General features: G+C 57.2%; 24 protein-coding genes and 1 tRNA gene. 8 read left to right on the forward strand and 17 right to left on the reverse strand.

Annotated features, from left to right (window positions below):
- Positions 1-72: 72 nt before the first annotated feature.
- A complete protein-coding gene (locus C1N84_RS06485; protein WP_159378542.1) occupies positions 73-1,725 on the forward strand; it encodes a multidrug ABC transporter permease/ATP-binding protein in 1,653 nt (550 codons plus the stop codon).
- Positions 1,726-1,878: 153 nt separating this feature from the next.
- Here C1N84_RS06485 and C1N84_RS06490 read toward each other — a convergent pair whose 3' ends face one another.
- Positions 1,879-2,604: a 4'-phosphopantetheinyl transferase family protein gene (locus tag C1N84_RS06490; protein ID WP_264442625.1), complete on the reverse strand. Its 726-nt coding sequence runs from the start codon at positions 2,602-2,604 to the stop codon at positions 1,879-1,881.
- A gap of 76 nt (positions 2,605-2,680) precedes the next feature.
- Complete coding sequence (locus C1N84_RS06495) at positions 2,681-2,884, reverse strand: hypothetical protein (RefSeq protein WP_264442628.1); 204 nt, start codon at positions 2,882-2,884, stop codon at positions 2,681-2,683.
- 394 nt (positions 2,885-3,278) lie between these two features.
- Here C1N84_RS06495 and C1N84_RS06500 point away from each other — a divergent pair, with 394 nt between their 5' ends.
- Positions 3,279-3,782, forward strand: a complete 504-nt coding sequence (locus C1N84_RS06500; protein WP_264442631.1) for a hypothetical protein — start codon at positions 3,279-3,281, stop codon at positions 3,780-3,782.
- Between the two features lie 142 nt (positions 3,783-3,924).
- Complete coding sequence (locus C1N84_RS06505) at positions 3,925-4,197, forward strand: hypothetical protein (RefSeq protein WP_031280046.1); 273 nt, start codon at positions 3,925-3,927, stop codon at positions 4,195-4,197.
- Positions 4,198-4,230: 33 nt separating this feature from the next.
- Here the strand turns inward: C1N84_RS06505 and C1N84_RS06510 are convergent, their stop codons facing one another.
- The 4 genes from C1N84_RS06510 to C1N84_RS06525 form a co-directional block, all read right to left on the reverse strand.
- Entirely contained in the window at positions 4,231-4,557 is a 327-nt protein-coding gene (locus C1N84_RS06510) for a four-helix bundle copper-binding protein (RefSeq protein WP_159378540.1), read from the reverse strand.
- A 162-nt stretch (positions 4,558-4,719) separates the two neighbouring features.
- Positions 4,720-4,796 (reverse strand) — tRNA-Pro (locus C1N84_RS06515).
- 72 nt (positions 4,797-4,868) lie between these two features.
- Positions 4,869-6,617, reverse strand: coding sequence for an LPS biosynthesis-modulating metalloenzyme YejM (gene yejM / locus C1N84_RS06520; protein ID WP_021509248.1), 1,749 nt, complete (start codon positions 6,615-6,617; stop codon positions 4,869-4,871).
- 23 nt (positions 6,618-6,640) lie between these two features.
- The gene (locus tag C1N84_RS06525) at positions 6,641-6,868 is read right to left on the reverse strand and encodes a YejL family protein (protein WP_021509249.1); all 228 of its coding nucleotides are present in this window, start codon (positions 6,866-6,868) and stop codon (positions 6,641-6,643) included.
- Between the two features lie 158 nt (positions 6,869-7,026).
- Between C1N84_RS06525 and yejK the strand changes: the two genes are divergently transcribed.
- Positions 7,027-8,031: a nucleoid-associated protein YejK gene (gene yejK / locus C1N84_RS06530; RefSeq protein WP_021509250.1), complete on the forward strand. Its 1,005-nt coding sequence runs from the start codon at positions 7,027-7,029 to the stop codon at positions 8,029-8,031.
- Between the two features lie 64 nt (positions 8,032-8,095).
- Here yejK and rplY read toward each other — a convergent pair whose 3' ends face one another.
- The gene (gene rplY, locus C1N84_RS06535) at positions 8,096-8,380 is read right to left on the reverse strand and encodes a 50S ribosomal protein L25 (protein WP_010618083.1); all 285 of its coding nucleotides are present in this window, start codon (positions 8,378-8,380) and stop codon (positions 8,096-8,098) included.
- 131 nt (positions 8,381-8,511) lie between these two features.
- Complete coding sequence (locus C1N84_RS06540) at positions 8,512-10,266, reverse strand: DEAD/DEAH box helicase (RefSeq protein WP_394541806.1); 1,755 nt, start codon at positions 10,264-10,266, stop codon at positions 8,512-8,514.
- A 225-nt stretch (positions 10,267-10,491) separates the two neighbouring features.
- Between C1N84_RS06540 and rsuA the strand changes: the two genes are divergently transcribed.
- The 3 genes from rsuA (at position 10,492) to C1N84_RS06555 (ending at position 13,077) form a co-directional block, all read left to right on the forward strand.
- Positions 10,492-11,214 (forward strand): 16S rRNA pseudouridine(516) synthase RsuA, encoded by a 723-nt coding sequence (gene rsuA / locus C1N84_RS06545; RefSeq protein WP_021509252.1) that lies wholly within the window; start codon positions 10,492-10,494, stop codon positions 11,212-11,214.
- Between the two features lie 11 nt (positions 11,215-11,225).
- Positions 11,226-12,419 (forward strand): Bcr/CflA family multidrug efflux MFS transporter, encoded by a 1,194-nt coding sequence (locus C1N84_RS06550; protein WP_021509253.1) that lies wholly within the window; start codon positions 11,226-11,228, stop codon positions 12,417-12,419.
- A 331-nt stretch (positions 12,420-12,750) separates the two neighbouring features.
- Positions 12,751-13,077 (forward strand): YejG family protein, encoded by a 327-nt coding sequence (locus C1N84_RS06555; RefSeq protein WP_021509254.1) that lies wholly within the window; start codon positions 12,751-12,753, stop codon positions 13,075-13,077.
- Here C1N84_RS06555 and yejF read toward each other — a convergent pair.
- From yejF to yeiP, 9 genes are all read right to left on the reverse strand, one after another.
- Positions 13,071-14,660 (reverse strand): microcin C ABC transporter ATP-binding protein YejF, encoded by a 1,590-nt coding sequence (gene yejF, locus C1N84_RS06560; RefSeq protein ID WP_394541808.1) that lies wholly within the window; start codon positions 14,658-14,660, stop codon positions 13,071-13,073. The genes C1N84_RS06555 and yejF overlap by 7 nt on opposite strands.
- Positions 14,661-15,683 (reverse strand): ABC transporter permease, encoded by a 1,023-nt coding sequence (locus tag C1N84_RS06565; protein ID WP_058757524.1) that lies wholly within the window; start codon positions 15,681-15,683, stop codon positions 14,661-14,663.
- Complete coding sequence (locus C1N84_RS06570; protein WP_058757245.1) at positions 15,683-16,774, reverse strand: microcin C ABC transporter permease YejB; 1,092 nt, start codon at positions 16,772-16,774, stop codon at positions 15,683-15,685. Before C1N84_RS06570 ends, C1N84_RS06565 begins: the two co-directional genes overlap by 1 nt.
- 10 nt (positions 16,775-16,784) lie before the next feature.
- Positions 16,785-18,593 (reverse strand): extracellular solute-binding protein, encoded by a 1,809-nt coding sequence (locus C1N84_RS06575; protein WP_336698129.1) that lies wholly within the window; start codon positions 18,591-18,593, stop codon positions 16,785-16,787.
- Between the two features lie 65 nt (positions 18,594-18,658).
- Complete coding sequence (locus tag C1N84_RS06580) at positions 18,659-20,224, reverse strand: cyclic di-GMP phosphodiesterase (protein WP_058757525.1); 1,566 nt, start codon at positions 20,222-20,224, stop codon at positions 18,659-18,661.
- Between the two features lie 226 nt (positions 20,225-20,450).
- On the reverse strand, positions 20,451-21,026 hold the full coding sequence (gene mepS / locus C1N84_RS06585; RefSeq protein WP_031280047.1) for a bifunctional murein DD-endopeptidase/murein LD-carboxypeptidase: 576 nt from the start codon (positions 21,024-21,026) through the stop codon (positions 20,451-20,453).
- Positions 21,027-21,540: 514 nt separating this feature from the next.
- Entirely contained in the window at positions 21,541-22,248 is a 708-nt protein-coding gene (locus C1N84_RS06590) for a phosphatase PAP2 family protein (protein ID WP_058769930.1), read from the reverse strand.
- Between the two features lie 45 nt (positions 22,249-22,293).
- The gene (locus tag C1N84_RS06595; protein ID WP_021509262.1) at positions 22,294-23,268 is read right to left on the reverse strand and encodes a CobW family GTP-binding protein; all 975 of its coding nucleotides are present in this window, start codon (positions 23,266-23,268) and stop codon (positions 22,294-22,296) included.
- 99 nt (positions 23,269-23,367) lie between these two features.
- Positions 23,368-23,940 (reverse strand): elongation factor P-like protein YeiP, encoded by a 573-nt coding sequence (gene yeiP / locus C1N84_RS06600; protein ID WP_394541811.1) that lies wholly within the window; start codon positions 23,938-23,940, stop codon positions 23,368-23,370.
- A 152-nt stretch (positions 23,941-24,092) separates the two neighbouring features.
- On the opposite strand from yeiP, the gene C1N84_RS06605 reads away from it, so the two are divergent.
- Complete coding sequence (locus C1N84_RS06605) at positions 24,093-24,347, forward strand: YkgJ family cysteine cluster protein (RefSeq protein ID WP_058757250.1); 255 nt, start codon at positions 24,093-24,095, stop codon at positions 24,345-24,347.
- Positions 24,348-24,559: the final 212 nt, after the last annotated feature.

Raw genomic sequence — 24,559 nt, forward strand, 5'->3', positions numbered from 1 at the left:
AGAATTATTCTTGCCTTCACCCGAGGCGCCATTAAACTGCAGGCTGCCTGGTTGACCTCTGGATAATTTTTAATGGCATTGCTTCAGGTTGTTTTTCGTCAGTACCGCTGGCCGTTTATTGGCGTGATTGTGCTGACGCTGCTCAGCGCCGCGCTGGGTATCGGGCTGATCGCCTACATCAATAATGAACTGATCGTGGCAGTTAATACCTCGCTCACCGTGCTGCCGGGCTTTCTCGCCCAGCTGTTTCTGCTGATGGCGGTGACGCTGGCGTCGCAGCTGGCGCTGACTCAGCTCGGCCACCATTTTGTCTGGCGGCTGCGCGGTGAGTTTATCAAGCGTATTCTGGATACCCGGGTTGAACGCATTGAGCAGATTGGTAACGCTCAGCTGCTGGCCGGCCTGACCAGCGACGTGCGTGCCATCACTATCGCGTTTGTGCGCCTGCCGGAGCTGATTCAGGGCATCATTATTACGCTGGGTTCCGCGATCTATCTGGCGTGGCTGTCACCGCAAATGCTGTTGATCACCACGCTGTGGCTGGTGGTGACGCTGATCGGCGGCTGGCTGCTGGTGTCGCGTGTTTATCAGCACATGGCGAAGCTGCGCGACATCGAGGACGAGCTGTACCGCGATTTTCAGACCATCATTGAAGGGCGCAAAGAGCTGCAGCTTAACCGCGAGCGCGCCCGGCTGATTTACGACACCGTGTATCAGGAAAATGCCACGGATTATCGTCGTCACATTGTGCGCGCCGATACCTTCCATCTCAGCGCGGTGAACTGGTCGAACATTATGATGCTCGGCGCGATTGGTATTGTGTTCTTCATGGCTAATGGTCTCGGCTGGGCCAATACCGCTGTCGCCGCGACCTATTCGCTGACGCTGCTGTTCCTGCGCACGCCGCTGCTGGCGGCAGTAGGCGCGCTGCCGACGCTGCTCAGCGCACAGGTGGCGTTGCGGAAAATTAATACCTTCGATCTGGCCCCTTATAGCGCCGGTTTCAAAGCGCTGCCGACGGTGAGCGACTGGCAGACGCTGGAGCTGCGCGACGTCTGTTTCCATTATGGCGAGCACGGTTTTGCCGTCGGGCCGATCAACCTGACGCTGCGCCGCGGTGAACTGGTGTTTCTGATTGGCGGTAACGGCAGCGGTAAATCCACGCTGGCGATGCTGCTGACCGGCCTGTATCAGCCGCATTCGGGCCGCCTGCTGCTGGACGGTAACGAGGTGGACTGGCATAACCTTGATGCTTATCGCCAGCACTTCTCGGCGGTGTTCACTGACGTGCACCTGTTTGATCGTTTGATTCGTCGCGGTGGTGAGCCGGCTAATCCGGCGCTGGTGCAGCAGTGGCTGGAACGGCTGAAAATGCAGGACAAGCTGAAGCTGGAAGGCAACCGGGTTCTTAACCTGCAGCTGTCGAAAGGGCAGAGCAAGCGGCTTGCTCTGCTGCTGGCGGCGGCGGAGGAGCGCGATATCCTGCTGCTTGATGAGTGGGCGGCCGATCAGGACCCGCATTTCCGCCGCATCTTCTACCGCGAGCTGCTGCCGTGGCTTCAGGCGTCCGGCAAAACCGTGTTCGCCATCAGCCATGACGATCACTACTTTATTCATGCCGATCGGCTGCTGGAAATGCGCGATGGGCAGTTAAGCGAGCTGACCGGCCGCGAGCGCGAAATGGCTACGCTGGACGCCGTCAAACGCACCGATACCGGCCATTGACGGCTGGCGGCAAAGCTTAGCAAAAACCCTTATTGGGCAAGACGTTGTCAGCGGGATACAGTGAATGGCAGCAGAGATCCTCGTCTCTGCCTCCCTGGAACACTTCTGTCGTCTTGTGTTGTCACCGGCCCGGGCTCATTCCGCGCCGGTTTTTTATTGCGTGCAGGCCGGGTGAGTGAGCAGTGTGACCACGCGCGCCGGCTGCAGCCAGAAGCGTGCGTCCAGCACGGTGCTGCGGGTAAATTCCGCGCTGAAATCCTGACACAGCTGCAGCCTGGCGCGCTGCTGCGGCAGGTCGAGCTCAATCAGCGCAGCCTGATGAAACGCCATGGGCTGATGCAGCCGCGGCCATAGCGCCTTATAAAGACTCTCTTTCAGCGAAAACAGCAGCGTTGCCGCCTGCGCAAAGGGCAGCGGCTGGCCCTCAAGCAGCGCGCGCTCCTGCGCGTTCATCAGCAGTTCCGCCGTGTCCTGCGCGGTTTGCTCTGCCATCACCTGCTCAACATCAATGCCCACATACAATGCCTCGCGCGTCGCGGCCATCACCACGCAGTCATGGCTGTGTGACAGCGAAGCGCGGATGCCTGCCGGCCAGCACGGTGAACGGTCCGGTGCGTTGTGCAGCACAAAATCAGTGATTCCCAGCTGCGCCAGCTGTTGCCGCACCAGCCAGCGGCTGGCGAGATATTCAATTTTGCGTTTGCTGGCTGCCTGCTGTAGTGCAGACGGCAGCGGCAGTTGCCACTGCGCAGGTAAAGCGGCGTGCCACTGTTGCCGATCAAAGCGGCACCACGCCAGCGATAGCGATTCAGCGGTGTGGCCAGCGGCGGTGATAAAACCACAAGCGGGCAGCGGCAGGGATGTTTCGGCTGAGAACATAACGAGTAACGGCTGATGGAAAAGCGTGTTTTACCAGTCAGCCGCGGGCAGAGCAAGCCGAAAAGGCTGCTGCGGGTTAGCGATTTGGCGGGATAGCGAAGCTCTTCATCTGCACCACAAAATGGTGGTGGCCTTTGGTAATGCGTGCACCACGGTCACACCAGTGGCTCGCCAGGCGGAAGAAATCATCGCTGCCAATATCATACGCCAGCTCCACTTTGCTGATGCCTGAGTGCAGGAGTTTTTCCGCATCCTGCAGGTTTTTTGCTTTGATGACCATAACGAGATTCCATCAAATAAACGGGAGCTTTAGGGTAGGGGAAATCTGTGACAGTTTTGTTTCACTTTAATGAATTGCTGTCACAAATCAGTAAAAACGTGATCCCGGTCGGCTTTGCTGACTTCAGTTAAGTACCTGATTCGCAGCATGAATGAAGTGTGATGCAAGATTATGCTGCAGGATTTAGCACCCTGAACAGTAAGGTCAGGGCCTGTCGCAGTGGTGACGAATAGCCGCGTCTGGCGCGGTAATGACGTCGTCATTTTCCATCTCTATCCTTCCTGTGGTGGCTGTATTATGAAGCCCATCACACATCGATAGCCGCTTCGTTTAACCGGGGTAAAGCGTGGGCGTAACATGCTGGTGGCTGACGAAAGAGGCTAAGGAGCGAACGATGCAAAAACTGGCTGGCATAATGTTACTGGGTTGCATGAGCGTAGGCGCTGCACAGGCAGCAGATCTCAGCTTCCAGAATGCGCAGGGCAATATTGAAGTGGTGCCTGGCAAACCCACCTTTGTGCATAAACTGCACTACCGCAAACTCTATGATGAAAAGCCGTTCCCGGATGCGGTGATTTATTACTACAGCAACGGGGTGTATAAAATCCTGTCGCAGGGCGAAAATCATTATGGCCTCTACGTGATGCAGGGCAGCGTTGAGGACCAGAGTTACACCATCCGCTATATTTCAGCGCCGTCAAAAGACTGGGGCAACAAAACCGCCTTCCATCAGCTCACCTTTGTGAATGGCGCGCAGGCAAAGGTGTTTATTCAAAACGCGATTACGGATACCGGTGAGCAGATCGCCCAGCAAAACGGCGAGTTTTTGCTGCAGGATCACGATCCCGCGCACGCGGCGGCAGACAGCTGGGACGATGATTTAAAAATCAAACGCTGACGGTTTCGCCCTTTATCTGTGCCGCGACCGTCGCGCATTTGGTGGCGGCACCCGATGCATTGTCCACAGCAAAGATTTTTCCTATCCCAGCGAGAATTGTTTCCGGCTGGCAACGCAGCGGAAACTCGATAATTATCAGGGCATGACTAAATATCGTGTAAGAGTGGGTTTTCACAACCCCTCAGCCCTGACCTTCAGGCAGCTGGATGAAATACTGGAACCGCAACGCTTCTGGCGCAGTGACACGCGCAGCGGTACGTTTCGCTACTTCATGGAGTATGAATATGAGTCGGACGTGCGCGATATCTGCGAAGTGTGCGAGCTGGCTTACTCGCAGGCGTGTAAGGTGAAGAAATGTCCGCTGATTCTGGTACAGCCCTGCGAGGCAGAGGTTTCACTCAGCGTTAACGATTGAGACTCGCCGCAGCGAATCTCAATCCTGCTGGCATCATGCCGCCATTTTACGGCACTCTTCTGCACAGCGCTGACAGGCCTGAGCGCATTGCTGGCAGTGCTGGTGTTGATGCTGCTGGCACGCCTGCGCGCACTGCTGGCAGATGTCGGCGCAGAACTGACAGAGCTGCTGCACCGATGCACTGTTTAGCGCCATGAACTGCGCCGTGAGGCGACAGGTATTGGCGCACTGCATATCCAGCCTGATGCATTCGCGCATCATCTCCACATTTTCCTCATCCAGACAGGATGTTGCGCAGTGGTCGCACGCGGCTGCGCACAGATAACAAGCCTCCACGCAGCGTTTATATTCATCAAGCATGTTTCCTCCTTGCATTGGTGATTAACCGTTTAAGCCTGGAAAGGATTGGTCATTATGCAATGAAGGAAAGCGTTAGGATTTATTACCGCGCTGTGCTTAACGCCGCGATTTTACAGCAGAAAATAAAAAAGCAGCCATAAAGGCTGCTTTTCTTTGGGATTTTGGTCGGCACGAGAGGATTTGAACCTCCGACCCCTGACACCCCATGACAGTGCGCTACCAGGCTGCGCTACGTGCCGAACGTGGAGGGTTATACTACTGGTTCCGTTGGCGATTGCAATATGCCGGCAGCTTAACTGCCTCATAATTAATCAGTTTGCCGTGAACCGTTTCTCTTCCGTCAGCACTTGCAACAGTAGCGCCAGCTGAGGTTTATGATCTTTCAGCTCTTTGCCCTGGGCATCGTACGCGCTGTAGTTACCGTTGTTGCTGAGCACCAGCGTCACCGTTGGCGTAGTCACCACCAGTTTGCCATCTTCACTGCTGGCGACCCAGTTATGGCTGCGCTGCGCGGCAAACAGATCTTCACCCTGTGAATAGTTAACCGGATTGGTGCGCACGTGCAGCAGGCGCTGCATCAGCGTGGTCATCACATCCTGCTGATCGGTCAGGCGATCGATGCTCTGCGCCGGGGTATTCGGCCAGTGCACCACCAGCGGCACCTGCAGCGTCGCGCGGTTGCCCGGATTATCGCTGTTGTCGAAGGTAATGGCGCGCTGCGCCGTGATCACCACCACGGTATTCTTCAGCGCATCATTCTGCTGCAGCGTATGCAGCACCGTTGCGATTTGTTCATCCACGCCTGTCGCCTGGCGCATATAGCTGCGCTGGCGCGCTTTGGTGCTGTCGCCGGTTACCGTCACGCCGTTGAGCGCGATCCATGAGAACCAGGGCGCGCCGCCTTTCTGACCATTGAGCCAGTTCTGCCACTGCGTCACCGTGGTGCTGTTGGGCTGGGTATCAGCCTGCGGCAGGCTGTAATCCGCCAGCAGCGCCTGACGGTACAGCGGCTGGCTAAAGCCATCGGAAGAGAACAGGCCGAACTGATAACCCTGGCTGTTCAGCGCGCCGAGCAGGGCAGAGGGCATGCGCGCCGCCAGCACGCCGTCCATGTAGCTGGAGGAGATACCATAGAACAGGCCGAACAGGCCTTTTTCCGGCTGCAGTCCGGCGCTGTAATGCTGGGTAAAGCGCACATTTTCACTGGCGAACTGATTGAGCGACGGCAGCGCTTTATCCACCGTGGCATTGTTCAGTCCGTCCACCGTCAGAATCAGCAGGTTGTGGCGCGTTCCGCCATCGCGGAACGTAATATCGCTGAGCGGATACTGCACCGACAGCGCTTCCGGATCGCCCTGTTGCACCAGACGGCGCTGATACTCCTGCGCATCCAGCAGGCCGTGTCGCTCCAGAAAGCGCCGTGCGGTCATCGGATAGGAGAGCGGCAGGTTGGCACGCTGCATGGTAATCGGCCGGTAGAAGTTGGCGTCGGCCCAGATATACAGCAGATGACTGGCAAAGAAGGCGCTGATAAACAGCGCGGCCAGCGGCTTGCCAAACGAACGCCGGTTAAGGCTGCGCAGCTTTTGCCAGCTCCAGGTGGCAAATAGCATCTCAACGAGGAAAATCAGCGGTACGCTGATAAACATCAGCTGCCAGTCGCGCGCCATCTCGCTTTGATCGGGGTTGACCACCAGTTCCCACACCACCGGATTGAGGTGCAGATGGAAACGGTTGAACACCGCGCTGTCGACCATAATCAGCGTCAGCCCGGCCGTGGCGACCACGGCGGAGAGCACGCGCAGCAACCGCTGCGACATGGCGACAAACGTCAGCGGGAAGATAATCAGCAGATAAGCGGCAAACACGATAAAGCTGAAATGGCCAATCCAGCTGGTAAACGCATAAATACGGCCGGCGAGGGAAGAGGGCCAGTCGGCGACCAACAGGTAGCGGCTGCCTAAAATAAGCGCAAACAGAATATTAAACAGGGCAAACCAGTGCCCCCAGCTGATCATCTGGGAGACTTTTTCACGGTAGCGCTGCCGGTTGGTTACCATATTTATGAGGTCAAATCTGCAATTTAGTGGGCGTTGTCATCGCGCACGGAAGACTGCAGCGCTTCCGCAAACGAGCGGGCGAGGCTGCGGCGCTGGGCCGGTGCGATGTCGGTGTTGATCAAATTGGTCACCATGTTCCCCAACACCATCAGGGAAAGATCGGTTGGCGCTTTGTCTTTTTCAAGAACCTGCGCCAGCTGCGCGAGAAGCTGTTCGACGCGCGCGTCGCTGTAACGGGATGATTGTGGCATATCGTCGACTAATCAAGTGTGAAAACGCGGTATATTACCGTAACAACGCACTTTTTTCCGCAATTTTATCGCAAGCAGAACGATCAGTTTGTGCGCGCAGTTGAAAGCGGCTGCGGGCGGTGTTTGAATACGCGCCTGAGCCAAAAGGAGAGTCTACCATGAGTCTGGATATCGACCAGATTGCCCTGCATCAGTTAGTCAAACGTGATGAAAACCAGCTGGAACTGGTGCTGCGCGATACTCTGTTACCTGCCACGCAGGCGGTAGAAGAGATGGCGGAAGAGTTACACCGCGTCTATAGCGCCAAAAGCAAGGCTTACGGCCTGTTTAATGAAGACAGCGAGCTGGCGGAAGCGCTGCGCAACTGCCGTAAAGGGCAGGATGACTTCCTGGCGTTCAGCCGTGCGGCTACCGGACGCCTGCGCGACGAGCTGAGCAAATACCCGTTCGCCGAAGGCGGCGTGGTGCTGTTTCTGCACTATCGCTATCTGGCGGTGGAGTATCTGCTGGTGGCGGTGCTGAACAGCCAGTCGAGCATGCGCGTTAATGAGCAGCTCGACATCAGCAGCACGCACTATCTGGATATCAACCATGCCGATATCGTGGCGCGTATCGATCTCACCGAGTGGGAAACCAACCCGGAATCCACGCGCTACCTGACCTTCCTGCGCGGACGCGTGGGGCGCAAAGTGGCCGATTTCTTCATGGATTTCCTCGGCGCCAGCGTCGGTCTGGATACCAAAGCACAGAACCGCGGGCTGCTGCAGGCGGTAGATGATTACTGTGCCGAGTCGAGCCTGGATAAAAATGAGCGCCAGAACTATCGCCAGCAGGTCTACAGCTACTGCAATGAACAGCTGCAGGCGGGCGAGGAGATTGCGCTGGAAGATCTCTCCAGCGAGCTGCCGCCGCTGGGCGAAAAAACCTTTCAGGCGTTTACCCAGGAGCAGGGTTATGAGCTGGAAGAGCATTTCCCGGCCGACCGCAGCACCCTGCGTCAGCTGACGAAATTTGCCGGTAGCGGCGGGGGATTAACGCTTAACTTTGATGCCATGCTGCTGGGCGAGCGCATTTTCTGGGATCCGGCCACCGATACGCTGACCATCAAAGGCACGCCGCCGAATCTGCGCGATCAGCTGCAGCGTCGTACCGGCGGCCAGTGATCGCCGGATTTGCGCCATAAAAAAACGCCGCAGATGCGGCGTTTTTTCGTCAACCCGTTAGCGATTAAGCGCGAACGAAGTCGATGTGGTGCAGTTTTGGCTTGAACGGGTGACGCTGAACAGCCTGAACTTTAACTTTGGTTTCTTTACCGTCAACAACCAGAGTCAGCACGTCGCTGTAGAACTCAGGCTTAGCCTGCATGTTCATCACAGCGTCGTGGTCCAGTTCGATAGAAACCGCAGCGTCTTTACCGCCATAGATGATGGCCGGGAATTTGTTCGCTGCGCGCAGGCGGCGGCTCGCACCCTTACCCTGCTCTTTACGTACTTCTGCATTAATAGTGAACATCTTAAGATCTCTTCTATAGTTCCTGCTACAGGCGACCCAGCAACAGGACGGTTATTCAATACGCTTTTACGGATGCAAAAGCGGGCGGCATTATAGCCGGATTGCCACAGCGGGGCAAATGATTCCGCCGTTTAGCGCAGCTCGTTGGCGCGGCGATAGCGTCCCTGATAATCGAACATTTTTTCCCGCACCTGCCAGAAGTGGCCTTTGGCGCGCGCCACCACAAAATCGGGATGGCGCAGCAGCGGCTGCAACGCCACCACATCGGCGGCGGTCTGCCAACCGAGCTCCACGCCGGGCGCACGCTGATGTGGCCGCATAAACAGCTGCTCAAAGGCGGTGCGCTGCGCCGGGGTGCGCAGGCGAAAGCGCTCGCTGACGCTGGTGCCATCCTCATCAAAATAGGTGGCTTGCAGCCACTCGCCTTTATCATCGCGTCCGTGCGCCAGCGTCATACCACTGCAGCGCAGTACGCGCGCGTCTTTCAGCTTCAGCGCCGCTTTCAGCATATCATCGGGGTCGACCAGCACCTTGTCGCACTGCTGGCAGCGGCGTGCGGCGATATCATTTTCTGCACCGCAGTCCGGGCAGCTTTTAAAGCGGAAACGGTAGTCGCACTGCGCGCGATTGCCCTCGTCATCGTCGATCACGCCCTGACAGCGGCGGCCAAAGTGCTCAATGATGTGGCCATCTTCGGTCGCCTTGCCCCAGAAGGTGTTGGCAAAGCCGCAGGCCGGACAAAACACCTGCACCGGCTGGTTATCGCTGGCGCCTTTCGGTGCGCCGACTTCGGGCGTAAAGAGATCGTGCGGGTTTCCGGCGTAATCAAGGATCAGGCAGTCGGTTTTGCCCGGTGCCAGCCGCAATCCGCGACCGACAATTTGCTGATACAGGCTGACCGATTCGGTCGGGCGCAGAATGGCGATCAAATCGACGTGCGGCGCGTCAAAGCCGGTGGTCAGCACCGCCACGTTAACCAGAAACTTAAGCTGCTGCGCTTTGAACTGCTGAATCAGCCGGTCACGCTCTTTCACCGGGGTTTCTGCCGATACCAGCGCACTGTTTTCCGGCAGCAGGCTGAGGATTTCCCGCGCGTGTTCAACGGTTGCGGCAAACACCATCACGCCGCGGCGCGTCTCAGCGAACTCGATAATCTGTCGCATGATCTGCGGCGTGACGCGCTGCTGCTGTTTCAGTTCGCGGTTAAGATCGGCCTCACTGAACAGGCCATTATTCTGCGGGATCAGCCGACTGAAATCATACTGCACCACCGGCATATCCAGCCGCTCGGGCGGCACCAGAAAGCCATGTTTGATCATGTAGCGCAGCGGTAATTCGTAGATGCAGTCGCGGAACAGCGCATTATCATCGCCGCGCACCATGCCGTGATAGTGGTACTGGTAAATCCAGCCTTTGCCCAGACGGAATGGCGTGGCGGTCAGCCCCAGCAAACGCAGCTGCGGATTGTGCTGGCGCAGATGGGCGAACAGCTGCTGATACTGGCTCTCCTCGTTGTCGCTAATGCGATGGCACTCATCGACAATCACCAGCGAAAAGGCGCTGTCAAAACTGGCCAGATTGCGCGCCACCGATTGCACGCTGCCGAATACCACTTTACCGTCGCTCTGCTTGCGCTGCAGGCCCGCGGCGAAGATGTCCGCCTGCAAACCATACGCCTGATATTTACTGTGGTTCTGCTCCACCAGTTCTTTGACGTGAGCCAGCACCAGCACGCGACCACGCGCCAGCCGCGCCAGTTCGGCGATCACCAGGCTTTTGCCGGCGCCGGTCGGCAGCACAATCACCGCTGGCGTGGCGTGGCGGCGAAAATGGGCAACGGTGGCATCAACGGCTTCTTGCTGATAGGGGCGCAGGGTAAACGACATGGGAACCGGCTTTTTCTGGAACGGACGCGCATTATGCCATGAAAGTGGCTGAAACGCAGGATCGGCACTATTAGCAGGCGAAGGTTCAGGCTATACTGCCCACACTTTTTCAACGGTTAACCCTGCTCTCAATTATGCCGTGGCCGCCGCGCTACGCTGTAAATGATTTACCGGGCAAACGCCGTTTCAGTTCCCCTCCGCAGTAACAGGCAAAAAAGCGAATTCATGCGACTCGACAAATTCATATCTCAGCAACTGGAAGTTAGCCGTGCCATCGCCGGCCGTGAAATACGTGGCAGAAAGATCACCATCAATGGCGAAGTGGTGCGTGACACCGCGTATAAAGTCCTGCCGGACGATGCCGTAGAGTACGACGGCAATCCGCTGACGGTGCAGCAGGGCCCGCGCTATTTCATGCTGAATAAACCGCAGGGCTATGTCTGCTCCACCGACGATCCGGATCATCCCACCATTCTCTATTTCATTGAGGAGCCGGCGGCGTTCAAACTGCACGCGGCAGGGCGGCTGGATATTGATACCACCGGGCTGGTGCTGCTGACCGATGATGGTCAGTGGTCGCATCGCATTACCTCTCCGCGCCATCACCTGGAGAAAACCTACCTGGTGGAACTGGAGCAGCCGCTTGACGCGGGGCTGATCGAAAAATTTGCTGCCGGCATTCAGCTGCACAATGAGAAAGATCTGACCAAACCGGCGCAGCTGGAAATCCTCGATGAGAAAGCCGCGCGCCTCACCCTCAGTGAAGGGCGCTATCACCAGGTGAAACGTATGTTTGCGGCGATGGGCAACCACGTCACGGCGCTGCATCGCGAAAGCATCGGTGAGATTGTGCTGGATGAGGAGCTCGGTGAAGGCGAATACCGTGAACTGACCGAGGCGGAAATCAACAGCATCGGCCTGCCGGACGAACTGAAACAGCGCAAATAGCGGGAGACAGCGTGCGTAAGGAAAAAAATTCACCGGTGGGATTAGTGGTGATTCTGGGATTGCTGGCGATGCTGATGCCGCTCTCCATTGATATGTATCTGCCGGCAATGCCGCAAATCGCCCGTGAATTCGCGGTGTCGGCCGGCAGCGTACAGATGACGCTGAATCTCTACATCCTCGGCTTCGCCATTGGTCAGCTGGTGTATGGCCCGCTGGCCGACAGCTACGGACGTAAACCGGTGATTGTGCTCGGCACGCTAATTTTTGCCTGCGCGGCGGCAGCCTGTGCGCTGTCGCAATCCATTGACCAGCTGATTCTGATGCGTTTCCTGCACGGGCTCTCCGCCGCCGCGGCCAGCGTGGTGATTAACGCCCTGATGCGCGACAGTTATTCGAAAGAAGATTTCTCGCGCATGATGTCGTTTGTCATGCTGATCACCACCATTGCGCCGCTGCTGGCCCCGATCATCGGCGGCTGGCTGCTGCTGCTGTGGAACTGGCACGCCATCTTCTGGACGCTGGCGTTGGCCGCACTGATTACCACCGTGCTGGTGGTAACGCAGATCCGCGAAACGCTTAAGCCCGAGCAGCGGCAGCGTTTTCACCTGCGCACCACGCTGAGCAATTTTGTCGCGCTGGTGCGGCACAAACGCGCCTTCAGCTATATGCTGGCAAGCGGCTTCTCGTTTGCCGGGCTGTTTACCTTTCTTAACGCCGGGCCGTTTGTTTACATTGAAGTGAACCATGTGTCGCCGCAGAATTTCGGCTACTACTTTGGCCTCAACGTGGTGTTTCTGTTTGTCATGACGCTGATTAACAGCCGCGCGGTGCGCCGTTTCGGACCGCTGGCGATGTTCCGCCTCGGTCTGCTGATTCAGTTTGCCATGGGCATCTGGCTGCTGATTGTCAGCGCGCTCAACCTCGGTTTCCTGCCGCTGGTGTTTGGCGTGGCAATGTTCATTGGCTGCGTATCGACCGTCTCCTCCAATGCGATGGCGGTGATCCTTGACGAATTTCCCCATATGGCCGGCACCGCATCCTCGCTGGCCGGTACGCTGCGCTTTGGCGTCGGTGCGCTGGTTGGCGCGCTGCTGTCGCTGGTCAGCGTCAACAGCGCCTGGCCGATGGTCGCCACCATCGCGCTGTGCGCTACCGTCTCAATCGTGCTGTTCAGCTACGCCGCCCGTCCGCGCCACACCGCGTGATGGCGGCGGGTCGATCCTTAACCTGCTGTTATTTCACCTCCTGATTTGCCCCTCTCCGCGCTCTCGCTATGCTTAATGTTTCCATATTGTGAAAATTAATTGATAAAAAAGTAACGAAATTGCGTCTAAAATGATTGTTAAGCGCCGCGTAACGCGGTAAACATAGGCATAAATGCGAGAAAGCTCGCAAATAATAAAGTTGCATCACGCTTTGTGCTTAAAACGAGAAGGCTATCCTTGACGTCCGTATGCTGAGCTTGCCAGGTGGGGATTCACCGCGATGAAGCCGTCCGTTGTGAATAACGTTACTGTCTCTGGGAACCGAAACACTATGCTGCAACTCTCGGTTGTGCATCGTTTACCACAACTTTACCGCTGGTCGCTGGAACATGCCGGCGCCATTGAACGCCAGGAAGCAGCGAACGGCGCGCATGACGGGGATCTGGTCGCGCTGCGCCTGCTGAGCCATGATGGCCATCCGGCGCTGGAGATCCTGCAGCAGCTACAGGAAACGCTGGCGCAGATTCAGGTCGAGTGCAAAATTGCCGAATGTGAAGGGCAGCCGTGTTTGCTGATTCAGCGCGGTGACGAGAGCGCCACTAACTGCTGTCTGAAAAATCAGGGCGTGGCGATCGCCGAAACCTTTGACGGTCACTGAGGCCCGATCTCGCCCTGCGCGGAGGCCAGCAGCTGACGCGTATACTCTGCTGCGGGCGCGTTGAACAGCGCTTCGCATTCACCCTGTTCCACCACTTCACCCTGGCGCAACACTACCAGCTGATGACACAGCGCGCGCACCACCTGCAAATCGTGACTGATAAACAGATACGCCAGCTGATGCTGCTGCTGTAAACGGCGCAGCAGGGTGAGGATCTGCTTTTGCACCGAGCGGTCCAGCGACGAGGTGGGTTCATCCAGCACAATCAGCTGCGGCTGCAGGATCAGCGCGCGGGCAATGGCGATGCGCTGGCGCTGACCGCCAGAGAATTCCGCCGGGTAGCGGCTGCGGCTCGCTGCCTCCAGACCAACCTCTTCCATCACCGCAATGACTCTGGCTTCCTGTTCGGCAGCACTAAGCTGCGGCTGGTGCACCGCCAGCCCTTCGGCAATCACCTGCTGTACCGTCATGCGCGGATTGAGTGAAGAGTTGGGATCCTGAAACACCACCTGAATGCGCTGGCGCAGCGGCAGTAGCTGCTTCGCGCTCAGCTGATGCAGCGGCTGGCCGTCGAACCAGATCTCGCCGCGCGCAGCAATCAGGCGCAGCAGCGCCAGGCCGGTGGTGCTTTTGCCTGACCCGGATTCGCCGACTAACCCGAGGCTTTCGCCGCGCCGCAGGGTAAAACTGAGATTGTGTAGCGCGGTTTTTTCCGCCACGGTGCGCTTCAGCAGTCCACGGCGAATCGGGAAACCCACCTGCAAATTAGTTACCTGCAACAGCGGCGGCGCGTCGATCAGCGGCACCGGTGCGCCGTCCGGCTCGGCGGCCAGCAGCTCGCGGGTATAAGGCTGCTGTGGCTGGCGAAACAGTGCGTCACAGCGGTTGTGTTCCACCTCGCGCCCGTTGCGCATCACCGTCACGCTGTGGGCCAGCTGACGCACAATGTTCAGGTTGTGGGTAATGAACAGCATGCCCATGTTCAGTTCACGCTGCAGTTCGCGCAGCAGCTGTAAAATCTGTGCCTGCACCGTGACGTCCAGCGCCGTAGTAGGCTCATCGGCAATCAGCAGTTTGGGCTGCGTCAGCAAGGCCATGGCGATCATCACGCGCTGGCGCTCACCGCCGGACAGCTGGTGCGGAAAATCATGCAGGCGCGTCGCGGCCTGGCGGATGCCCACGCGATCGAGGCAGCTGAGAATTTCAGCGCGCGCCGCTTCACGCCGCATGCCACGGTGCAGCGACAGCACTTCATACAGCTGCTTTTCCACGCTGTGCAGCGGATTGAGTGACACCATCGGCTCCTGAAAAATCATCGCCATCTGGTTGCCGCGCAGCCCGCGCATTTCACGTTCGCTGGCCTGTAACACATCGCGCCCGTCAAACAGGATCTCGCCCTGCGGATAACTCACCGGCGGCTGCGGCAGCAGACGCATAATCGACAGCGCCGTCACGCTCTTGCCCGATCCCGATTCGCCCACCAGCGCCAGCGTTTCGCCGGCGTCGATACGCAGCGAGATATCTTCCACCACGCGGCGCGGCCCGAACGCCACCGCCAGATGATTCACCGTTAACAAACTCATTTAGCGCCCCCGGCTCGGATCAAAGGCATCGCGCACCGCTTCGCCGATAAAAATCAGCAGCGACAGCAGCAGGGCGAGGGCGAAGAAGCCAGAAAGGCCAAGCCACGGTGCCTGTAAATTGTTTTTTCCCTGCAGCAGCAGTTCGCCCAGCGACGGCGAGCCCACCGGCAGGCCGAAGCCGAGAAAATCCAGTGAGGTCAACGTGGTGATCGAACCGCACAGGATAAACGGCAGAAAGGTGAGCGTGGCAACCATGGCGTTGGGCAACATGTGGCGCAGCATGATGCGGCTATCGCTCACGCCCAGCGCGCGTGCGGCGCGGATATAGTCAAAGTTACGCGTGCGCAGGAACTCGGCGCGCACGACGCTCACCAGGCTCATCCAGCCGAAGATCACTGTCAGCAGTAACAGCCACCAGAAGTTGGGCTGAATCACGCTGGAGAGCAGAATCAGCATGAACAGCGTCGGCATGCCGGACCACACTTCAATCAATCGCTGACCGATGAGGTCAACGCGGCCGCCAAAGTAACCCTGCAGGGCACCCACCACAATACCAATCACGCTGGAGAACAGCGTTAACAGCAAACCGAACAGCAGCGAGATGCGCGTGCCGTACAGCAGACGTGCCAGTACATCGCCGCCGTTAGCATCGGTGCCCAGCCAGTTTTGCGCGGACGGCGGTGACGGGAAGGGCACGTCGGTGGCGAAATGAATGGTGCTGTCGCTGAAGCGGATGGGAGCCCACAGCGCCCAACCCTGCTGATCAATACGTTGTTTCAGCCACGGATCCTGATAATCCGCCGCCGTGGCAAACTGGCCGCCTAAATCGCTCTCGCTGTAGTTAAACAGCAGTGGTGCGTACCAGCGCTGCTGATAGTGCACCAGCAGCGGTTTGTCATTGGCTAATAATTCCGCGCCCAGCGACATCACAAAGATGAGCAGAAACAGCCACAGCGACCAGTAGCCGCGCCGGTTGTGACGAAAGCGCTGCCAGCGCTGCTGGTTAACGGGAGATAAACGCATCATCGGCCCTCAAAATCAATGCGTGGATCGACCAGCGTATAGGTCAGATCGCTGAGAATATTCATCAGCAGGCCAATCAGCGTAAAGATATACAGCGTGCCGAACATCACCGGATAGTCGCGCTGAATGGTGGCATCATAGCCGAGCAGCCCCATGCCGTTAAGTGAGAACATCACTTCGATCAGCACCGAGCTGGTGAAAAACATACTGATAAAGGTGGCGGGAAACCCGGCGATCACCAGCAGCATGGCGTTGCGGAACACGTGGCCGTACAGGATGCGCTTCTCATCCAGGCCCTTGGCGCGCGCCGTGACGACGTACTGTTTGCGCACCTCATCAAGGAACGAATTTTTCGTCAGCATGGTCAGGGTGGCAAAGCCGCCAATTACCGTAGCCAGCACCGGCAGGGTGATATGCCACAGATAATCGCTGATTTTGCTGTACCACGGCAGCGTATCAAACTGCGGCGAAGTGAGGCCGCGGAGCGGGAACCAGTCGAGATAGCTGCCGCCGGCAAACAGCACAATCAGCATGATGGCAAACAAAAACGCCGGAATTGAGTAGCCGATGATGATAAAGATGCTGCTCCAGATATCAAACGCGCTGCCGTTGCGCACCGCTTTTTTGATGCCCAGCGGAATCGACACCAGATAGATGATCAGCGTGCTCCACAACCCGAGGCTGATCGACACCGGCAGGCTCTCTTTAATCAGCTGCAGCACCGAGGCGTTACGAAACAGGCTGTCGCCAAAGTCAAAACGCAGGTAATTCCACAGCATTTCGCCATAGCGCTGCAGCAGTGGCTTATCGAAGCCGTAGCGATGAGTTATTTCTGCCACCACCTCCGGATCCAGCCCGCGCGCGCCGCGGTACTGGCTGTCGCCGGGATTGTCGCGCACCAGCGCACCGCGCGCGCCGCTGTCACTGCCGCCGCCGCCAGGCAGACCGGTGCTATGACCAAACTGGATGTTGGCCAGCGCCTGATCGACCGGACCGCCCGGCGCAATCTGTACGATAAAGAAATTCAGGGTGATGATGGCCCACAGCGTGGGAATAATCAGCAACAGCCTGCGCAGGAAATAAGCACCCAAACCGCTCTCCTCAGCGTCGATCGGCCGGTAAACGACCGGCTTTGTTCACATCGTACCACCAGTTTTCCAGCCCGGTGGCAAACGCCGGTTTAATCTGCGGATGGGAAAACTTGTCCCACCAGGCCAGCCGCTGTTCGGCGTTGTACCACATCGGAATCATGTAGGCGTTCCACAGCAGCAGGCGATCCAGCGCCTGACCGAGCGGCAGCAGCGCTTTTTCATCGCCCTGATGCGCCACGATCTGCTGCACGAAATGGTCGACCAGCGGATCTTTTACCCGCGCGGTGTTCCATGAGGAGCTGATGTAATCCGACTGCCAGACATATTGCAGGCTGGTGGAGGGCCACGGCATCGCCTGATAAAGCGACGGAATCATGTCGTAATCGCCTTCGCGCAGCCGGCGCAGATATTGCGAACTGTCCACCTGACGCAGCGTCATCGTAATGCCAAGCCGTGCCAGGCTGTGCTGGAACGGCAGCGCCCAGTCGTTCTGAGAACCGCTGCGCAGCAACAGTTCAAACTGAAACGGCTGGCCGGTTTTCACGTTCACCAGCTGCTGATTTTTGATCTGCCAGCCGGCCTGCTTCAGCAGCGCCATCGCCCGCAGCAGATTGTTGCGGTCAAAGCCGCTGCCGTCAGAGTGCGGCGGCGCGTAGGCGTTGTTAAAGACCTCGGCAGGCAGCTGCGCCTTGTAGGGCGCGAGCAGGACCAGCTGAGCGGCGTCAGGATAGCCTTTGGCGGCATAAGCGGTGTTCTGGAAGTAGCTGTCGGTCCGCTTGTAAGCGCCGTAGAACAGCGCTTTGTTCATCCACTCAAAATCAAACGCCAGCGTCAGCGCCTCGCGCACGCGGCGGTCGGCAAACAATGCTTTCTCGTTATTGAACGCCAGCCAGCGCGTGTCGGTGGCGACGTCATTCGGCGTGGTGGCTTTCACAATGGCGTGGCTGGTGAAGTTGCGCCCGCGATATTGTGTGGCCCATTTCTTCGCCGAATTCTCCTCGCGCAGGTCATAGGCACCGGCCTTAAACGCTTCAAAAGCCACGTTGTCATCAAGATAGTAGTCGTAGCGCAGGGTATCAAAATTAAAGCGACCGCGATTCACCGGCAGATCGGCCGCCCAGTAGTTCTTCACCCGACTATATTGAATGAACTGGCCGGATTTGTACGAAGTGACGCGGTAAGGCCCGCTGGCGAGCGGCGGATAGCCAATCGGCTCATTGAATTTTTTGTTCTGCCAGAATTTTTCCGGCAGCACCGGCAGCGTGATCCAACTCAGCACCAGGTCTTTATCTGGTTTGGGCATCTCAATGCGCACCGTCAGCCGGTTCAGCGCTTTCACCTGCACGCCACGAAACGCCACGCGAAACTGCGGCACGCCTTCGGTCATGAATTTGCCGAAGGTGAAGGCGACATCCTGCGCGGTGATCGGTGTACCGTCCTGAAACTGCGCGTGCGGATTGATCGACACCTCCATCCAGTGATAATCGCTGGGATAGCGTGCTGATTCGGCGATCAGCGGATAGTAGCTGCCGGGCTCATCGTCTGAGGTGGTAAACAGGCCGTCGTACAGCGTGTCAGTGCCGATACCGGGATTGCCGCGCGACGCATAGCGGTTGAAGTTGTCGTAAGTGCCCACCACGGCGAGAGTGATCTTGCCACCTTTTGGCGCCGCCGGATTGGCGTAATCATAATGGCTGAAGTTAACCGCGTATTTCGGTTCGCCCAGCTTCGCAAAGGCATAGCTTTCATGGATAGTGACCGCGTGCACCGGCGCAATGGCGCTGCACATCAGTAGGGCTGTGGCAAGACGAAGCAGCATAAGTGGGGCGCTCTCCTGTGGTAATCCGCACTGTATGGTAGCAGTTTCATGCGCGGTACGTGACGTTAACCCAAACTGGCCTGGCTCTGATAGTAGCTGATCAGCTTTTCCGGGCGCAGCGGGCGGCTAAACAGATACCCCTGCAGATGCGTGACGCCCCGATTAACCAGCCAGGCCGCCTGGTCGCCGGTTTCAACGCCTTCCGCCACAGTTTTCAGGTTGAGTTTCTTTGCCAGCAGCAACACGGTGTCAAGCACCGGCGAAGTTACGGTTTCGGTGCCGATACTCTGCACAAAGCCGCGATCGATTTTCAGGTAGTCGAACGGATATTTTTCCAGGTAGATCAGCGCGCTATGGCCAGTGCCGAAATCATCGATGGCAATCTTGAAATTGTGTTCATGCAGCCAGGCGAAGATTTCGCCGGCGTTCTTCTCCCGCACCATGGTGCGCTCGGTGATTTCAAAGACATAGTTAAAATGATCGGCGGGCATACTGGCGATCCACGCCTGGACGTCGCGGCGAAAACTGGCCGATGCCAGATGCTGCGGTGACATATTCAGACTGAGACGGGTGCCGCGCGGCAGTTGCTGACAGAGAAAACGCGCGTCGCGCGCTACCAGGCTGAACAGATGTTGGGTAAGAGGAATAATCAGGTTTTGCGCTTCGGCGTGGCTGATAAATACATCGGGTGGGATCATGCCTTCAACCGGGTGGGTCCAGCGCAGCAGCGCTTCAACGCCATAGGGTTTGCCGTTGTGTGCCGTTACCAGCGGCTGATACTCAACGTGAAACTGACCGCGCCGGATGCCGAGCAGGATTTCACGTCCCGGTCGCTGATGCAGCGACAGCAGCAGCCAGCTGATTGCGGCAACCAGCAGCGCCAGCAGCAGGCCGGTCAGCAAAGCCAGCGTGTAATCGCGTGAGGCCAGCGTGCTGCCGTAAAGCACAAAGCGCATGCTGCCGTCATCAAGCGTCAGGTCGGTGAGGGCGGGCGGCAAATCGCGGCTGCGCACCACCTGGCTGGTGCCGCTGAGCAGCGCGCTGTCGCCTGCCACCAGCGCCATGCGCGTGATTTCGGGATGGTAAGAGGCCAGCAGCTGGTAAGGCGTCATGCTGAGGTTCATGGTGGCGAGGATGCCGGTTTCGTTCGCTCCCGGACTTTTCAGCCACAGCGCCAGCGCTGGTTTGGCGGGCTGCAGCGGCGTGCCGGGCAGCAGGCGGACATCACGGTCGCGCTCCAGCTCTGAATCGGGTGAAATGGCGCTGGCGGCCAGCAGAAATGCGCCGGTAGCCGAGGAGCAGTAAGCGTTGCCGTCGCGTACCAGTAATATCGCGCGAATGTTGCCGGCAAAGGCGGCGCGAGAGGTCAGCTCACGGTTGACGCTGTTGCAGCTGAGTTGAGTGTATTGCTGCAGTGGATAAAGGCTCTCGACCAGGGTTGACATCACCTGTTGCAGATCGTCACGGCTGTGAGCCAGCAGCTGCTGGTGTTGCTGGACGCGTTTTTGCCAGGTCAGCGTGAGCAGGACGGTGACAAACAGGATAAAAAACGCGACCCCAATAATTACGCTACTCCAGGCGATGCGCCGCGAGTAGCTGGCATGACGATTTAACGTCCCCGACAGTGGCATGGAGTTGGTTCCCCTGATCTTGCCCTTTTTATTATAAAAACGCATACAACTGTGCTGGTTCAAGGCAACGAGAATATAACGAGGCTGCGCGAAAAGTCTCGTTATATTTTTGATTCACAATTACTTTTTCCGCCATGGATTTGGCTTAAGCAACCGCAGACGAAAAAAACGCTGCCGGGGCAGCGTTTTCAGATTCTCTGGCTGAGAACATCAGGAAGGAAGGGGGTTAACTGGGGTTTTTTGCCAGTACCCGACGCGCTTCGCGGTAGCGGTTTTTCCAGTAACTGTCGTTAAGGCTGGAAATCATCACGCCGCTGCTGGTAGACGCGTGTACAAAATTGTCGTTGCCGAGATAGATGCCGACATGACGACCGGTGGAGCCGGCGCGGAACAGCACTAAATCACCCGGACGCAGTTTACTGCGTGAAATCTCTTTACCGCTGTCCTGCTGTTCCGAGGTGGAACGCGGCAGCTCTAAACCAAACTGTTCGCGAAAGGTGCGCTGAACAAAAGCAGAACAGTCAATGCCGCGTTTGGTGTCGCCGCCTAAGCGATAACGCACACCTTTCCAGTCACTGTACTGCTCCATGATGCGGGACTTAACGTCCACGTTCTGCACCATTTGTTCAAATTCGTCCTGAGACGCCTGAAGTAAAAAACCATTCTGGTTGTTAACTTCATGATTCTCGTTATTCGCGTTCTGACCGTTATGGGTACTGCTACATGCCGATAAGAGGGTTGCTAATGCTACTGCGGGAATAATCCGCCTGAGGTATCTCAGAATTGGTTGAGACTTGACCATTGTACGTGTTTTCCTTCGATGTCCTTACGACAGAATGTCGCCAGCCAGATGACAAAACGGGTTGAGATTAATAAGTGCGACCCTCTAAGACAATTCCTTAATTACTAAAATGTGTTAATGCACACATTTTTGTTGCTTAAGGTACCGAATTTTATGCTGCACGGTAGTAATCGGAGTTGAGGTTAACCGATTACAGACCGCGTGGCGAGTGCTTTTATATAAATTTTTATAGGTTTTTTTGATGTGAAATCAATCTGTAACACAACGGTTACTTTATCAACAACTGGTAGCGATTTAAGCGTCAATTAACGGCAGGAACAGCGGCTAATTCTGGCGCTAAGGGAGATTTTAAGAGGGTTCTGACTGGACAGGCCAGGAATAACGCCATTGTCAGACGATTTGACGCATAGGTTTTTCTTTTATCAGAAAACGCTTAGTTAGCTAATAATTTATTGCAGGATTAAATAAGCGCAGGCGATCTTAAAAACAGGAAATAATCGCCCGCGCTAAACAATTACGCCTGGGGTTTATATTTTCCGGGCAGCGAACGATAGAGCCAGTTCACCAGTTTGTCGCTGGCCGGTGTTAATAACCACCAGCTCAGGCCCACCAGCACCACCGACAGCGAACCGACCGCGATATCGGTAAACCAGTGCGCGCCTGCCATTACGCGCGGCAGGGAAAAGAGCACCACAATCAGCAGGCCCATCAGGAAGGCGCGGAAGCCGAAATAGCGCCACATAAAGCAGGCGAAGATAATCAGCATCATGCCGTGGTCGCCGGGGAAGCTGTCTCTGGACGCATCTTTTGCCGGAATACCGGTCAGTTCGCTGACGCGATGCACGTTATCAAAGAACAGCGTCGGGCTGGCATGCTTAACCGGCAGCAGGTGGCCCAGCTGGTTAAGAATCACCGCCGTCAGCAGCATGGTGATACCAATCGCCAGCATACGACGTCGGCCCTGCGGCGTTTCGCGGCGCCAGAACCACAGATAGAGCAGGCCCATCGCCAGCAGCGACACCGCATCAAAACCGCGGAAATTGGTGATCGCCACCAGCAGCGCAAAGCCGTGATGGTCGACCATCTGGTCGTTAAAGCCAAAAAAGATGCCTTTGTCGAGAGCGAACCAGAACCCGTGCTCTGGCGGCAGATACCACGACATAAATAGCATCACACCCAGTGCATTCAGCAGCAGGATGGTGATCAAACGAGTAGTGCGCATAAAAGTAACTCAAAAAGAAAAAAATAACGGGCAAACCTACCGCAGCTAATTTAAACGAATCTTCAACAGGGCAGTCTGCAAGGCGTTCCAGTCGGTGGCCTGATGGTGGATCAATTCGATACGGCTATCCGGCGGCGTGACCGGGCGCGTTTCGATGAACAGGTCTTCGCCCTGACGATTAATGCTGACCAGACCGTCAGCGGTACGCAGCACGCCTTTCACGCGATCCACCGGCGCAAGCCGCGCCCACTCTAAAGCCGGAATGGTATCGAACACCGTGTCACCATCGAAAATCCAGCCACAGGAAGCATAGCCCTGACCTTCATTTAACGCACGACGCCAGCGCGCTTCGCCTTCCAGTTTCAGCGCCGCCAGCCCCTGCGGGCGTGGCGAATGATGATGATGCGCGGCATCGGGTACCGCACGATCCGCCAATGCCGGCTGACTCAGCAACGCCGGATCAATGTTGCCCCAGCTGGCTTCCACCAGTTGACGGTCGCCCAAATGCTGCTGCTGCCAGCTCGCCAGCCGCTGACGATCTTCCGCATCCCATTTGTCGCTCTTGTTGGCGATGATGATGTCTGCGGCGATCAGCTGGTCGCGAAAGTTTTCATTCTCCGTGACGCGCGTATCGGCTAACTGACGCGGATCGAGCAGCGTCAGCGTGGCGTCCACGCGGATCCACGGCTGATAGACCGCCGCACGCAGCATATTCAGTAACTGTTTGGGATGGCCAAGGCCGGTGGGTTCGATAATCAGGCGGTCCGGCTGAGTCTGCTTCAGCAGCATATTCAGCCCAACCTGCAGCGGCAGGCCGTTAACACAGCACATGCAGCCGCCGGGGATCTCTTTCAGCGTGGCGCCGCGGTCGGCGAGCAGGGCGCCGTCAATGCCGATCTCGCCAAACTCGTTGACCAGAATGGCCCACTTTTCATTGGCCGGTTTGTGCGCCAGCAGATGTAACAGGGTGGTGGTTTTACCGCTACCGAGAAAACCGGTAATCAGGTTCACGCGCGTCATGATTTACTCCGTTAAAATAGCCGCGCCGGACAACCGCATCCGGCGCGCAGGCTGTTGTTATACTATAACAATCAACCGCCGCCGGAGAAAATCGTGCGCTTAATCGGCGCGTCCCATATAACGACGCTCGGCAATATGGATACGGATGCGATCGCCATTGCTCAGGTACTCCGGCACCTGAATCGACAGCCCGGTGCTCATGCCCGCCGGTTTGGTGCGCGCACAGGCGGATGCCCCTTTGATGCCAGGTGAGGTATCAACAATCTCCATGTCTACCGTCTGCGGCAGTTCCAGCGCCAGCACCTGACCATCCATGGTGAGCACCTGGATACCGGGAATGCCGCCTTCCGGAATAAACAGCAGCTCTTCTTCGATCTGATCTTTTTTAAAGCTGTACGGCGTGTAATCTTCGTCATCCATAAACACGTATTCGTCGCCGTCGATGTATGAGAAGGTCACCGCGCGGCGGCTGAGCTGGATGGCATCAATAATGTCGTCACCCTTGAAGCGCTCTTCTACTTTCAGGCCGGTGCGCACATCGGTGAAACGCATCTTGTACAGCGTGGCGGCACCGCGCGCGCTCGGGCTCTGGACATCGATATCCTTCACCAGCAACAGTTTACCGTTCCAGGTGACGGCCATTCCTTTTTTGATTTCGTTTGCCTTTGGCATAATGCTTGACTCGCTATAACCAGGTAGATGCGCGCCAACTTACTCGCGCGGTGAAAAACAGGCAAGTGAGGCCGGTGAAAATTGTTGGTCGCGCATAGAATTCCGCGGTGCAGACTGCTATTGTCGGCCGCTAATCTTTGCAGGAGCGCATGATGTTATGTCGAGACCAGTGCGGTGCCTGCTGCACAGCCCCCTCCATCTCTTCCCCCATTCCGGGTATGCCTGACGGCAAACCGGCCAATACCCGCTGCGTTCAGCTTGACGAACAGCAGCGCTGCAAAATTTTTGGCTCGCCGCTGCGTCCGGCGGTGTGTGCCGGTTTACAGCCACAGGCGGAGATGTGCGGCAACAGCCGTGCCGACGCCATGATCTACCTGCTGCAGCTGGAAGCCGATACCGCGCCCTGAGTTTAAGCTGATGCGAGCTGAACAGAACGCTCGTCGCAGGTGCCGCGTTACAGCAACCCGTCAGCGCGCCCGCTGTGAAAAATCCTAAATCCGCCGCGAAGTGTGCGGAGCATCAAAAATCTGCTACGCCGATTGCGCATTTTCTTGCCTGTAATCGGGTGCTGTACCATATTCCCTGAAACGTTTCAGCGTTGTCCTCCCGGCTAAGTCCG

The sequence above is a fragment of the Pantoea sp. SGAir0418 genome (assembly GCF_043529865.1).